The sequence below is a fragment of the Paraburkholderia tropica genome (assembly GCF_014171495.1).
In the GTDB taxonomy this organism is placed as follows: Bacteria; Pseudomonadota; Gammaproteobacteria; order Burkholderiales; family Burkholderiaceae; genus Paraburkholderia; species Paraburkholderia tropica.
This window is the reverse complement of the sequence record NZ_CP049136.1, coordinates 612716-626829: the sequence shown is the minus strand read 5'-3', so window position 1 is coordinate 626829 and position 14114 is coordinate 612716. Positions and strand designations below refer to the sequence as shown.

Below are 14114 nucleotides of genomic sequence, written 5' to 3'. Positions count from 1 at the left end.
TCCGGTTTCCTGACCGATTGTGCGGTTGCGCGATTGCGCGATTGCACAGTTCGCGGATCAGCGTTCGAGCACCCACGTGTCCTTGGTGCCGCCGCCCTGCGAGGAATTGACGACGAGCGAGCCCTCGCGCAGCGCCACGCGCGTGAGGCCGCCCGGCACCATGCGCACTTCCTTGCCCGAGAGCACGAACGGACGCAGATCGATATGGCGCGGCGCGATGCCCGCTTCCACCCACGTCGGGCAGGTCGAGAGCGAGAGCGTCGGCTGCGCGATGTATTTGTCGGGATTCGCGAGCAGCGCCGCGCGGAACGCCTCGATTTCGGCTTTCGTCGACGCCGGGCCGATCAGCATGCCGTAGCCGCCCGCGCCGTGCGTTTCCTTCACGACGAGATCGGCCAGATGATCGAGCACGTACTGGAGATCGTCGGGCTTGCGGCACATCCACGTCGGCACGTTGTTGAGCAGCGGTTCTTCGCCCAGATAGAAGCGCACCATGTCGGGCACGTAGGGGTAGATCGACTTGTCGTCGGCGACGCCCGTGCCCACCGCGTTGCACAGCGTGACGTTGCCCTTGCGGTAGACGTTCATCAGGCCCGCCGCGCCGAGCGTGGAATCGGGACGGAAGACGAGCGGGTCGAGAAAGTCGTCGTCCACGCGGCGGTAGATCACGTCGATGCGCTGCGGCCCCTGCGTCGTGCGCATGTACAGATAGTCGTTGTCGACGAACAGGTCCTGACCTTCGACCAGCTCGCAGCCCATCTGCTGCGCGAGGAACGCGTGCTCGAAATACGCCGAGTTGTACATGCCCGGCGTGAGCACGACCACGGTGGGATTGTCGGCGCCCGAGGGCGCGGCGGCGCGCAGCGTGTCGAGCAGCAGGTCGGGATAATGCGCGACGGGCGCGATGCGGTTGCGCACGAACAGATCCGGAAAGAGCCGCATCATCATCTTGCGGTTTTCGAGCATGTACGAGACGCCCGACGGCACGCGCAGATTGTCTTCGAGCACGTAGAACTCGCCCTCGTCGGCGCGCACGATGTCGATGCCCGCGATATGCGCGTAGATGTCGCGCGCGACGTTCACGCCCTGCATTTCCGGGCGATATTGCGCGTTGTTCAGGATCTGGTCGGCGGGCACGATGCCGCGCTTGACGATCTCCTGATCGTGATAGATGTCGTGGATAAAGCGGTTCAGCGCATTCACGCGCTGGCGCAGGCCGCGCTCCAGCTTGTTCCATTCGTCGCGCTGGAAAATACGCGGAATCACGTCGAAGGGAATCGTGCGCTCGGTGCCCGCGCCGGTGACGTCCTTCTCGCCATAGACGGCGAAGGTGATGCCCACGCGCCGGAAGATCGTGTCGGCTTCAGCGCGCTTCTTGTGCATCTGCTGCTCGCTCTGGCCGCGCATCCACGCGAAGAATTCGCGGTAATGCGCGCGCGGTTCGCCCACCTGAGCGAACGCCGTGGCGGCCACGCCCCGAACGTCGAATTGCCCTTGCTCGAACATCTCGTTGAAGAAGGCTTGCGTCATAGATAGTTCTTCCGTCCGCTGCTGGTTCGTTCTAAATACGGTTCTTGCGGTCGCGTGCTTCCGTTTCGGGCCAGAACGCCCGATGCAACTTCCATGCCGACGCGAGCATGGCAAGGCGCGCCGCTCAGAACTCCATGTCGAGCTCGTCGATGTCCTCCGTTTCCGCCTTCGCGGCGGCGATCCATTCGGCCACATACGGTTGTTTGAGCACGCGCATGCAGTACTCGCCGATGTCGGGGTCGATCGGCACGTCGTAGGTGAGCAGACGCGTGACGACGGGGGCGTACATGGCGTCGGCGGCGCCGATCTCGCCGAACAGCCAGGGGCCGCCGTAGCGCTGGAGACAGTCGCGCCAGATCGTCACGATGCGTTCGATGTCGTCGTGCGCGCGCGACCAGATGCGGAACGACGGAAAGTGGCCGCGCAGGTTCATCGGCAGCGCGGAGCGCAGCGCGCCGAAGCCCGAGTGCATTTCGCCGCACACCGAGCGGCAGTGCGCGCGCGCCTTGCGGTCGGCGGGCAGCAGATGCGCCTGCGGGCGGATTTCGTTGAGGTATTCGCAGATGGCGAGCGTGTCCCAGATCTCGTTGCCGTCGTGGCGCAGGCAGGGCACGAGAATCGACGGCGAGAGCAGCAGCAGTTCGGCGCGCGCGGCGGCGTCGTCGATCGGCACGGCGAGCGTTTCGAATTCGAGACCCGCGAGTTTCGCGAGCAGCCAGCCGCGCATCGACCACGACGAATAATTGCGGCTGCTGATCGTCAAGGTCGTATTCGTCTGACTTGTCTGACTAGCCATGCGGCCTCCTCGGGCATCACACCCGCATCACACCAATCTGTAGCGCGGCGCACAGCGTTCGGGCGCGATGCACCGCGAAGGGACGCCGCGCCCGAAAGCGCACGGCTTCGCGGTGCGCGCCTTCACGTGCGCTCACGCGCAGTCACGGGCCGGTCGTACGGATATCACACGAACGTAACAATGCCGTGAAGCCGCGCCGCGCTGTGACGCGCCGCGCATGCGCGAATCCTTCGCCCGTGTGTTCGTCGTCCTTGCGCCGTTTGTCCGTCGAGCCGTCACCGAAAAATTGCAAGCACCGTGCCAATGAGCGCGCACGAGCCTGCCGAACCGCGAGTGGCATAGCTATTGCCTCTCTTGCGCCCATTGCCGCTCATCCCCGATCAGGAGCTTGCGCCCATGAACCTGCTTGCCTATCCGGCCTATCAGGCGTTCGCGGATTTCACGCGCCCGTGGCGCGCCGCCGCCTCGTTCGCGCGCGCGGCGCTCGCTGAGTGGTCCGCTGCGTGGCCCACCGCGTGGCCCACCTTCGCGACCGGCATCGACGCGCGTTATCTCGACGCCTGCTGGGAACAGATCGAAATGGCCGGGCTCACGCACGCGCGGCCGCCGTTCGGCATCGACGCCGTGCAGGTGGACGGCGTGCGCACGCCGGTGACGGAGGAGGTTGTCAAGCGCACGCCGTTCGGCTCGCTGCTGCACTTTCGCAAGGACACGCCCGCGCCGCAGCCGCGCGTGCTGCTGGTCGCGCCGATGTCGGGCCACTTCGCGACGCTGCTGCGCGGCACCGTGCGCACCATGCTCGCCGATCACGACGTCTACATCACCGACTGGCACAATCCGCGCGACGTGCCGCTGTCGGCGGGGCGTTTCGGTTTCGACGAATACGTCGAGCACGTGATGGCGTTCATCCGCCGCATCGGGCCGGACGCGCATCTGGTCGCGATCTGCCAGCCGACCGTGGCCGCGCTCGCCGCCGTCTCGCTGATGGCCGCCGACAACGATCCCGCGCAGCCCGCGAGCATGACGCTGATGGCGGGGCCGATCGACTGCCGCGTGAATCCGACCAAGGTCAACGACCTCGCCAACAGCAAGCCGATCGAGTGGTTCGAGCGCAATCTGATCAGCGCCGTGCCGGGCGGTTTTCCCGGCGCGCAGCGGCGCGTCTATCCGGGCTTCGTGCAGTTGAGCGCGTTCATGTCGATGAATCTGGAGCGACATCTGGCCTCGTTCGAGGAGATGCGCCACGAGCGCGCGAAGGGCGACCCCGCGAAAGCCGACGCGGTCCGCGTGTTCTATCGCGAATATTTCGCCACCACGGACCTGACGGCCGAGTTCTATCTGGAGACGGTCAGCGCGGTGTTCCAGCAGTACGCGCTGCCGCTCGGCAAGCTGAAGGTGGGCGAGCGCCTCGTCGAACCGCATGCGATCCGGCGCACCGCATTGCTCACGATCGAAGGCGAAAAAGACGATATCTGCGCCGTCGGTCAGACGGTGGCCGCGCAGGAGTTGTGCTCCGGCCTGCGTCCTTATATGAAGACGCATCACGTGCAGACCGGCGCGGGGCATTACGGCGTGTTCAACGGACGCCGCTGGGACACGCAGATCTACCCGCTGGTGCGCGCGACGATCCACGATCACGAGCCGCGCGCGCGGCGCATCGGCGCGGCTTCGACGACGTCGGCCACCGCGGACGCGGGTCAGGTCACGCTGGGCGCGCTGCTCGCCGCCGAAGCGCACGCGGAAGCCGTCATCGCGCGCGCCGCGCAGGCCTAGACGTCGATACAAGCGGCGCGACGGCGCGCCGCCGCGTCACGGCGCCGCTGGTGCCGCGTCCTCCTGCCACGGCGTGGGCGCGGGCACCTCGCAGGGCGCGTCCACGTCGATCGACTTGAAGTCGGCGGGGCTCACGATCTCCAGGTACTCCATGTCGGGCGAATAATCGAACAGGAAATGCGCGATGCCCGGCGCCTGATGCACGCAATCGCCCGCCTCGACCAGCGTTTCGCGATCGCCATACATGAAGCGCGCCCAGCCCTTGAGCATGATGACGATATGGAAGTCCGCCTCGTGGCGATGCCAGCCCGTGCCGGCTTCGGGCGCTTCGTTGGCCCTGACGAGCTGCGCGACCACTTTGCCGTGCGTGGCCTCGGTAATGCCGAGGTCGCGATAGACGAAGAAGTCGCGCAGGCCGCCGCCCTTGAAATCCGTGTCCTGCGGTTTGACGTGCGAAAAGCCCGTGGCGAATCCGGTTTGCATGACAGGTCTCCCGATGAAAAAACGCGCGCCGACAATCAAGCATGCTCTGTTCCAGCATGCTGAAAACGCGTCATTTCCACATTAAAGGCGCAGAAAGCAATTCGATTAATTAAATCGCTGGACTTTACGCGCCAATTCAGTGCGGACTTTCCTTTTTTCAATAAATAAAATCCCAAATGCGGGGCGTCGATGCATTAAGACCGGCGGGCAAGACGCGCACGCGACGAAGTCGTCTCAAAATGCGTCCTGCATCGCAAAAAAGCGGTTCCCTGACTTATCGAGACTGCGTCTTACTCAATCTATCGTCTGCCTCTTACGCAATCTTTCTGCGCGAGGCGGCATGCGGGCGGCGTTCTCATTCGTTTTGAATACCGTCTGTCCGTCGCGAATTATTCGACGAGATGAATAACGATTCGTCATTACGCGCCACTATTCCCGCCATCGAGATGAATCGTGCTCACATAAGAGCATTCCGCGAGCGGCGAATGGTCCGGCGGCGCGGCGCGATGCCGCACCCCGGATCCGCGCCACACGCCCGTCCGACAGCCGTTCCGGCGAACGATCGTGCGGCATTTTCGTATTACAAAAAAGTGACAGTCGGATGAAAGAATCGGTAACGCCGGCTGTCTCTAAAAGGGGAGCTATCAAGCGTTTGGCAGAAATATCGTCGGATTAACAATATATGCGTGCGTTATACTTCGGCTTCCGAGAAGGCGGTGCTGATTTTGTATGAAACATTTCAAGGCTTAGTCTGAAATGTTGCGATTGCTTATCAGACTGCGCTCGATATTTCAAATAGCTTTCAATGCGCGCGGTAGTCAGGCGGGGGCCTGTGGCACGTCACGTGCGAGCCACGAACGCCGTGTTGCGAAGTGTGCAAAACCTTTGCGTTTCCGACCTGAACTGGACCAGCCTGCCCATGCCGACCGTCGTCGATTTTCTGCTTGAGCAACATCTTTCCCCCCAGTGGCGCGGCCTGTTGCGGGCCCTCGCCGCGGAATTCGAGTCCCAGCTGAGCCCTGACGAACTGCGTCAACTGATGTTCCGCGTCGGCGCGCGTTTCGCCGAAAGCCATGCGTTGCCGCCGTGCGAGTCCACCGACGACCTCGCCGATGCGTTGAATGCGCACTGGTCGGGCATTCAGTGGGGCTACGTGGAACTCGCCGACGAAGGCGACTACCTGCGCATCATCCATTACGGCGCGCCGCTCGCGGCGTTCGGCGGCGCGGCGCTCGCCTGGACGCCCGCCTTCCTGCAAGGCTGCTACCAGGCCTGGCTCGACGCCATGGGCGCGGCCGAACTGGTGGTGGCGCAGGCGGACGTGCCCGACGAAGGTTTCGTCGTCGAATTCCGTCTCGCGCGCGCAACAGCCTGAAGTCGGGCGCCGCGCGTGCCGTTATAGACACCTGTCGCCCGCGCGTTGCTCCGGCGCGCGTCGCCGCGCGATGAACGTGCGGCGCGCGTTTCGGGTTGCCGGTTGTGATCGGCAGCTTTTACCGAGCTTGTGCAATGAGCTCGTACCGTTTTGTCAGTCCTTGATTTTGGCCACGGCCAGTGAGTCGTCTCATGAGCACCTCGCGCGATGTCAAAGCGCTCTTCGACCGGTTCGGCGGAGACGCGAGCAGTTATCGGGAAATCCGTATGGAAAACGAGGCCCGCGATGCGCGCGGCCGCTGGCCGTTGCTCGGCATGATCGATCCGCGTGAGGTCGATCTGTCGGCGGCGGAAGCGAAGCCCGGCGCACCGCAGGCGCCCGAACTGCGCGTGAAGTTGCCGCGCGCCCAGCGCGACGACACCCAGGCGACGCTGCGCCAGTCGGCGCCGCTGTTCACGCGCTCGCCGCGCCGCGACGTGCCGCCGGTCATCCGCAAGGAAAAGCCCGCTGCGCCCACGAGCAGTGCATTCCGTTTTTCGCCGACGCCCGCCTTGCGCGGTGCACAGGACGAAGCGAAAGGCGATGCGAAAGCCGACCCGAACTCGCAAACTGTATCGGCCGCCGATGCGCAAGCCGATGCCGCGCCGCTCGCTTTCGCGATTCCCGCGACCGGCGACGTGACGCCGTCTGGGTCCGCCGCGAATACGTCTGATGTAAGCGCAACGAACGTAAGCGCAACGAATGCGGCAGCGAACGAAGCGTCGACGGAAGCGGTGCGCGCTTTGCCTCCGCTCGCGCCGCGCTTTGCGCAACCGGCGTCGGCGCTGGGCGCAGCGGGCGCGCCGGCTTTCGCGTCGATGCAAAAGCCGGCGCCGGTGCAAGCCGCAGCGCCAATGCTCAACCCGTCGCCCGCCATTCAAGCCGATGCCTCGCGCGTCTCAGGCACGCCGCGTGCTCTCGCCGCGCGGGGTGCGATCGATGCGATCGATGCGACCACCGCCGTCGACGCCACGCCGCTGAAGAAACTCTTCGGCCGCGTGGGTGCGGGCGAGGGTGGCGCGCGTCCGCACGCACCGGCGCCCGACGCCGCGCCCGCACGCCTGAACCATCTGTTCGACCGGCTGCGGGGCGGCAACGTCGGCAACATCGGTAAAAACAGCAACACCGGCAACCGTGATGGCAGCAGTGAAGCCGCGCCGCGCCGTCCGTGGTTTCTCAAGGGAGTGAGCGGGCCATGAAAGTGGTGAGTGTGGTGTCGGCGAAAGGCGGCGTCGGCAAGACGACCGTCGCGGCGAATCTCGCCTCGGTGCTCGCGGCGCAGGGCCGCCATGTGGTGGCGGTGGATCTCGACCCGCAGAACTCGCTGCGCCTGTATTTCGGCGTGCCGCTCGACAGCGTCGACGGCCTGTCGCGCGCGGCGCTCACGGGCGCGCCCTGGCAGAGCGCGATGGTCGACGGCAGCGACGGCGTGGTGGTGCTCGCGTTCGGCGCGCTGATCGAAGAAGAACAGCATTTGTTCGAGCGCCATCTCGACGAAAACCCGCAATGGCTGCTGCGCGGTCTGGAGTCGCTGCGCCTCGACGCACCGGACATCGTCGTGATCGACACGCCGCCGGGCTCGTCCGCGTACACGCGCGCCGCGCTCAGCGCCGCGCATTTCGCGGTCAACGTGGTGCTCGCGGACGCCGCGTCGTACGCCGCGATCCCGCAGATGCAACGCATGATCGACGCCTACGCCGCGCCGCGCCCCGAGTTTCGCGGCGAGGGCTATGTGGTGAATCAGGTCGATCAGTCGCGCCAGCTCAACAAGGACGTGTTGCGCGTGCTGCGCGACATGCTCGGCGACCACATGTTTCCGGGCGTCGTGCACGACGACGAAGGCGTGAGCGAATCGCTCGCCTGCAACACCACGGTCGTGCGCTACGACCCGCTGTGCCAGGCCGCCGCCGACATGCGCGCGTTCGGCGCATGGCTGTTGAACGCGCTGGAGTCGGATCGCGCGCCGTCGCGCAGGAGCGTGGCATGAGCACGATCGAGTCGGGTCCCGGCGCGGGCGCGCAGGAAGACGGCGGCAAGGGCACGTCGCGCCTCGAGCGTTTCGCCGACGCGCGCTTCTGGGGCAGCCTGCCGGTGATGGCGCTCCTCACGGTGTTCTCGCTGTGCGCGCTGTTTTTCGTCTTCACGGTGCCGCTGCCCGACCGCGAGCAACTGATCTTCGCGATCTGCTGCTTCGTCTGCGCGCTGTTCTTCCGGCGTTTCGCGGGTCATTACGCCACGCTCGTGATGATCATGCTCTCCGTGATCGCCTCGGGCCGCTACATGTACTGGCGTCTCACGGAAACCACGTACTGGACGCGTCCGCTCGACGCCGTCTGGGGCCTGCTGCTGGTGTCCGCCGAAGTCTACGCCGCGCTCGTGCTGATGCTCGGCTACTTCCAGACCGCCTGGCCGCTCAAGCGCAAGCCGGTGCCGCTGCCCGCCTCGCGCGCCGACTGGCCGACCGTCGACATCTTCATTCCGACCTACAACGAACCGCTCTCGGTCGTGAAGCCCACGATCTACGCGGCGCTCGCGCTCGACTATCCGTCCGACAAGCTTTCGATCCACGTGCTCGACGACGGCCGCCGTCCCGACTTCAAGGCCTTCTGCGAAGAAGTGGGCGTGAACTGGACGATCCGCGCGCACAACCGCCACGCCAAGGCGGGCAACATCAACGAAGCGCTCAAGATCACCGACGGCGAATACTTCGCGATCTTCGACTGCGACCACATTCCCACGCGCTCGTTTCTGCAGGTCTGCCTCGGCTGGTTTCTGCGCGACAAGAAGCTGTCGATGCTGCAAACGCCGCACCACTTCTTTTCCGCCGATCCGTTCGAACGCAATCTCGGCACGTTCCGCAAGGTGCCGAACGAAGGCGAGCTGTTCTACGGCCTCGTGCAGGACGGCAACGATCTCTGGAACGCCACGTTCTTCTGCGGCTCGTGCGCGCTGCTGCGCCGCTCGATGGTCGAAGAGATCGGCGGCATTGCCGTGGAAACCGTGACCGAGGACGCGCATACCGCGCTCAAGCTGCATCGGCTCGGCTACACCACGGCGTATCTGGCGATTCCGCAGGCCGCCGGTCTCGCGACCGAAAGCCTCTCGGGCCACATCGGCCAGCGCATTCGCTGGGCGCGCGGCATGACGCAGATTTTCCGCGTCGACAATCCGCTGATGGGCAAGGGCCTCTCGTTCGGCCAGCGCCTGTGCTATCTGAACGCGATGATGCACTTCTTCTACGGCATCCCGCGTCTCGTGTTCCTCACCGCGCCGCTCTCGTTCCTGTTCTTCGGCGCGCACGTGATCCAGGCGTCGGCGGCGACCATCGCGCTGTTCGCGCTGCCGCACATGTTCCATGCGAACGTCACGAACTCGCGCATGCAGAGCCAGTTCCGCCATTCGTTCTGGGCGGAGGTCTACGAGTCGGTGCTCGCGTCGTACATCACCGCGCCCACGCTGCTCGCGCTGATCAACCCGAAGCTCGGCAAGTTCAACGTGACGGCGAAGGGCGGCAAGATCGCCGAGAACTATTTCGACTGGGCGATCTCGCGCCCGTACCTGATTCTGCTGATGCTGAACCTGATCGGCTTCCTGGTCGGGCTCTGGCATATCCACGCGTACTGGCACGTGAAGAGCGTGGTCAACACGACGCTGCTGAACCTCGCGTGGACGGCCTACAACATGCTGATTCTCGGCGCGAGCGTGGCCGCCGCCAACGAGCACAAGCAGGTGCGCGCGGTGCACCGCGTGGCCATGAAGATGCCGGTGATGCTGCGTTTCGGCACGGGCCGCACGCTTGCGTGCGAGACGCTCGATTACTCCGAGGGCGGCGTGGGCGTGGCGCTGCCGCAGAACATTGCGATTCCGCTGCATGAAACGGTGACGGTGTCGCTGTTTCGCGGCGACGAGGAATACGCGTTTCGCGCGACCGTGAGCTTTTCGGCGCCGGGGCGCGCCGGCCTGCAGTTCCTCGAAATGACGAAGGCGCAGGAATTCGATTTCGTGAAGACGACCTTTTCGCGCGCCGATGCGTGGACCGGCTGGGCCGAGGGCCGTCAGGCCGACGCCCCGCTGCGCGCGCTCTCGAACGTGCTCGGAGCGGGCCTCGGCGGTATCGGCGGCCTCTTCCAGCATCTATACGCGGACTTGCGCGCCTGGGGAAAGCGCGGCGGCAAGCGGACCGGACAACAAGACAGCTAAGACACATGAAGAAAGGGAGCGGTTTGTCACGCCCGCACGCGCGTTCGGGCGAGCAGGGGAGCGCGCGTCTCGCGGCGCCTCGAATCGATGCACAGCGCGCGCAGGACTTCGACGCGATGCCGGCAACCGGCGCGCAGCGTTTGCCGCGCCTCGCGCGCGCGCTCGTCTGCGGTCTCGCCGTGCAGCTGTGCGCCGCGCCGTTCATGACGTTCGCGCCGATGGCGATGGCGGCATCGGCCAATACCGCGGCGAATGCAACGAACGCCACGAACGCCACAAACGCCGCCGCGAAATCCACCACGCCGAGCGACGCACCGCCGCCGCTGCCGGGCGCGAACCACAGCGCCGCCGACGGCGCGACCTCGGTCGGTTCCGCGCCGCCGCCCGGTCCCGCGCAGACTTTCGATCCGCAAGCGGGCGCGCAGCCCGCGTTCGCCTTGCCGTCGCCGCCGCTGCCGCCCGAGCAGCAGAAGCTGCTGGGCATGCGTCCGCCGACGACCGCGAATCCCGGCACGCTGGTGCCCGGCGGCCGTCGTCAGACGCTCACGTTCGCCGACCTCGGCGCGCTCGATCCGCTGCAACTGCGCGGCACCGACGGCCAGAACGGCGTGCCGTTCTCGGTGCGTAACGACGAAGTCGTGACCGGCGCCACGCTGCATTTGATCTACAGCTATTCGCCCGCGCTGCTGCCCGAGCTTTCGCAGCTCAAGGTGCTGATCAACGGCGAAGTGGCCGCGACGCTGCCGGTGCCGCAATCGCAGGGCGGCACCACCGTCGCGCGCGATGTGCCGCTCGATCCGCGCTTCATCACCGAGTTCAATCACCTGAACGTGCAGCTGATCGGCCATTACACGCGCAGTTGCGAAGATCCCGCGAATTCGGTGCTCTGGGCCACGGTCAGCAACGCGAGTTCGCTCGACCTGACCTACGCCTCGTTGCCGACGAAGCCCGATCTGGGCGCGCTGCCGCAGCCGTTCTTCGATCGCCGCGACGTGCGCCGGCTCGAATTGCCGATGGTGTTCGCGACGAAGCCCGACGCGGCCACGCTCGAAGCCGCGGGCACGCTGGCTTCGTGGTTCGGCTCGCTGGCGGGTTATCGCGGCGCGGTCTTCCCGGCGCAAGTGGGCAACGCGCCGCTCTCGGGCAACGCGGTGGTGTTCGCGCTCGCCGACTCGCATCTCGACGGCGTGACGCTGCCCGCCATCAGCGGACCGACCATCGCGGTGGCCGAACGCGCCGCGCCCGCGCGCGGCGAACTGCTGCTCGTGCTCGGCCGCAACGGCGAGGAACTGAAGACCGCGGCCAGCGCGCTCGCGCTCGGCCAGAACACGCTCTCCGGCACCAGCGTGACGATCGGCCAACTGGTGACGCTCAAGCCGCGCACGCCGTACGACGCGCCGAACTGGCTGCCGTCGAATCGTCCGGTGCGCTTCGGCGAACTGGCCGACGAGCGCGCGCTGTCCGTGACCGGCTACGACGCCGGTGCGATCGCGATCAATCTGCACGTGCCGCCCGACATGTTCATGTGGAACACGAAGGGCGCGCCGCTCGACCTGCGTTATCGCTACACGGTGCGTCCGCGTCCGGACCGCTCGTCGCTGAACATCAGCGTCAACAACAGCTTCGTGCAGGCGCTGGAAATTCCGGCCGTCGATCCGTCGCGCTTCAGCCTCGGCCATTTCCTCGGCCGCTTCGGCGCGCAGGCGTACACCACGGGCGTGACGCGCCGCATCGTCTACGTGCCGCCGCTGCTGCTCACGCCGCGCTCGCAACTGCGCCTGCATTACTTCTACGACATCCCGAACACGGGCGAATGCTCGGGCCGCCTGATGCCGAACGTGGAGGGCTCGATCGATCCCGATTCGACCATCGACCTGTCGTCATTCCCGCACTACATGGCGCTGCCCGATCTGGCCGCGTTCGCGAACAGCGGCTTCCCGTTCACGCGCATGGCCGACCTCTCGCAGACGGCCGCGATCCTGCCCGACGATCCCACCTCGGGCGACTACAGCCTGTTCCTGCTGGCGATGGGCCGCATGGGCGAGTCGACGGGTTATCCGGTCACGGGCGTGACGGTGGCCGGTCCCGGCGACATCGACCGTCTCGCGGATAAAGACCTGCTGCTGCTCGGCGGCCCCGGCCGTCAGCCGCTGCTGCAACGCTGGGCGAAGTCGATGCCGTTTTCGAGCGATGGCGACACCAGCACCTTCACGCTCTCGGACATCGGCTTCAAGGTCGAGGACTGGTGGCACGGCTCGCACGGTGCGGAACGCACGCCCGCGCGCGCCGACCTCTCGCTCGTGAGCAACGGCGGCAGCGCGCTGATCGCGGGTTTCGAGTCGCCGCTCAAGTCGGGCCGCAGCGTGGTCGCGTTGATCAGCTCGCCGGGCGAGTCCGAAGCCGACATGACCTCGGCGCTGCTCGACGCCGACGTGCTGCCGCAGCTTCAGGGCGCGATGGCCGTCGTGCACGGCCGCTCGGTCACGGTGACGTCGAACGGCGACACCTACTACGTCGGCAAGCTCTCGCCGCTCGAATACGCGCGCTGGGTGCTGTCGTCGCATCCGCTGTTGCTGCTGCTCGCGGGCGTGCTCGCGGCGATCGTGATCGCGGCGCTGTTCTATCGCGTGCTGCGCGGCATCGCCGCGCGCCGCCTCAAGGACTGACATGATGCCGACCCAACCGAGCCCACGAGGCACCGCGCGCCGCGCGCGTTCGCCGCTGGCGGCGTCGGCGCTGGCCGTCGCGCTGCTGTGCGCCACGGCGGCGGGCCCGGCCCGCGCGCAGTCTGCCCCGGCGCCGGCGTGCGGCGACTGGCCGGCGTATCGCGCCTTCATGACGCGCACGGTGCAAGCCGACGGACGCGTGCTCGACGCCACCACGCCGGTCCAGCAGACCACTTCGGAAGGCCAGTCCTACGGCATGTTCTTCGCGCTCGTCGCCAACGACCGCGCGGGCTTCGACCGCATGCTCGGCTGGTTGCGCGCCAATCTCGCGGGCGGCCAGTTCGACGCCGACAACGTGCGTCTGCCCGCGTGGCAGTGGGGCCATAAACCGGACGGCAGCTGGGGCGTGATCGATCCGAATCCGGCTTCCGATTCCGACGTGTGGATCGCCTACGACCTGCTCGAAGCGGGACGCCTGTGGCGCGCGCCCGAATACACGGCGCTCGGCACCGCGCTCGCGGCGCAGATCGCCAAACGCGAAGTGAGCGATTTCGCGGGCCTCGGCCCGATGCTGCTGCCGGGGCCGCAAGGTTTCGTCAACGGCGACGTCACGCGCCTGAATCCGAGCTATTCGCCGCTGCCCGTGCTGCGCGGTCTCGCGAGCGCGCTCAAGGGCGGCCCGTGGAGCGCGCTCGCGCAGAACGGCTACAAGCTCGTTTCCGGCACCTCGCCGCGCGGCTTCGCGCCCGACTGGGCGGCGTGGCACGCGGGGCAGTTCGTCGTCGATCCGAAAACGGGCGACGTCGGCAGCTACGACGCCATCCGCGTCTATCTCTGGGCCGGTCTCGCGAATGCCGCCGACCCGCTCGCGAAGCCCTGGCTGAACGCCGTGCGCGGCATGGCCGATCGCGTCGCGCAAACCGGCGTGCCGCCCGAGAAGGTGGCGGCCGCAACGGGCGTCGGCAGCGGCGAAGGGCCGCTCAGCTACTGGGGCGCGCTCGCGCCGTATTTCGCGGCGCTCGGCGACACGAAAAGCCTCGCGCTCGCCCGCTCGCGTCTTGCCGCGCTCGACGGCGCGACGCCGGGCCGCGAACCGGTGTACTACGATCGCGTGCTCGGCCTGTTCGGCGCGGGCGCGGTGGAAGGCCGCTATCGCTTCGACGCGAACGGGCGGCTCGTGCCCGCGTGGGAGGGCGCATGCCGATGACCCCGCGCTCGATCCGCTCACGCGGCGCGTTGCTGAAGACAAGTA

Annotated in this window: 10 protein-coding genes; 7 read left to right on the top strand and 3 right to left on the bottom strand. The window is 66.7% G+C overall.

Features of this window, described 5'->3' with window-relative positions; all coding sequences use genetic code 11:
* Nucleotides 1–57 precede the first annotated feature (57 nt).
* On the bottom strand, nucleotides 58–1530 hold the full coding sequence (locus G5S35_RS26340) for a circularly permuted type 2 ATP-grasp protein (protein WP_065060895.1): 1473 nt from the start codon (nucleotides 1528–1530) through the stop codon (nucleotides 58–60).
* Between the two features lie 124 nt (nucleotides 1531–1654).
* Nucleotides 1655–2326: a glutathione S-transferase family protein gene (locus tag G5S35_RS26335; RefSeq protein WP_065060894.1), complete on the bottom strand. Its 672-nt coding sequence runs from the start codon at nucleotides 2324–2326 to the stop codon at nucleotides 1655–1657.
* Between the two features lie 396 nt (nucleotides 2327–2722).
* On the opposite strand from G5S35_RS26335, the gene G5S35_RS26330 reads away from it, so the two are divergent.
* Complete coding sequence (locus G5S35_RS26330) at nucleotides 2723–4099, top strand: polyhydroxyalkanoate depolymerase (RefSeq protein WP_065061029.1); 1377 nt, start codon at nucleotides 2723–2725, stop codon at nucleotides 4097–4099.
* A 36-nt stretch (nucleotides 4100–4135) separates the two neighbouring features.
* On the opposite strand, the gene G5S35_RS26325 is transcribed toward G5S35_RS26330, so the two are convergent.
* Entirely contained in the window at nucleotides 4136–4582 is a 447-nt protein-coding gene (locus G5S35_RS26325) for a cupin domain-containing protein (RefSeq protein WP_065060893.1), read from the bottom strand.
* 919 nt (nucleotides 4583–5501) lie between these two features.
* Here G5S35_RS26325 and bcsD point away from each other — a divergent pair.
* The 6 genes from bcsD (at nucleotide 5502) to bcsZ (ending at nucleotide 14069) form a co-directional block, all read left to right on the top strand.
* Nucleotides 5502–5957 carry a cellulose biosynthesis protein BcsD gene (gene bcsD / locus G5S35_RS26320; protein ID WP_065060892.1) on the top strand — a complete coding sequence of 152 codons (456 nt, stop codon included), beginning with the start codon at nucleotides 5502–5504 and terminating at the stop codon, nucleotides 5955–5957.
* A gap of 191 nt (nucleotides 5958–6148) precedes the next feature.
* Entirely contained in the window at nucleotides 6149–7195 is a 1047-nt protein-coding gene (gene bcsP, locus G5S35_RS26315; protein ID WP_074981966.1) for a cellulose biosynthesis protein BcsP, read from the top strand.
* Complete coding sequence (gene bcsQ / locus G5S35_RS26310) at nucleotides 7192–7983, top strand: cellulose biosynthesis protein BcsQ (protein ID WP_176080845.1); 792 nt, start codon at nucleotides 7192–7194, stop codon at nucleotides 7981–7983. The genes bcsP and bcsQ overlap by 4 nt, the downstream gene beginning before the upstream one ends.
* Entirely contained in the window at nucleotides 7980–10196 is a 2217-nt protein-coding gene (gene bcsA / locus G5S35_RS26305; protein ID WP_065060889.1) for a UDP-forming cellulose synthase catalytic subunit, read from the top strand. Before bcsQ ends, bcsA begins: the two co-directional genes overlap by 4 nt.
* A gap of 5 nt (nucleotides 10197–10201) precedes the next feature.
* Nucleotides 10202–12862: a cellulose biosynthesis cyclic di-GMP-binding regulatory protein BcsB gene (gene bcsB / locus G5S35_RS26300; RefSeq protein ID WP_183039947.1), complete on the top strand. Its 2661-nt coding sequence runs from the start codon at nucleotides 10202–10204 to the stop codon at nucleotides 12860–12862.
* A 1-nt stretch (nucleotide 12863) separates the two neighbouring features.
* Nucleotides 12864–14069 (top strand): cellulose synthase complex periplasmic endoglucanase BcsZ, encoded by a 1206-nt coding sequence (gene bcsZ / locus G5S35_RS26295; RefSeq protein ID WP_183039946.1) that lies wholly within the window; start codon nucleotides 12864–12866, stop codon nucleotides 14067–14069.
* Nucleotides 14070–14114: the final 45 nt, after the last annotated feature.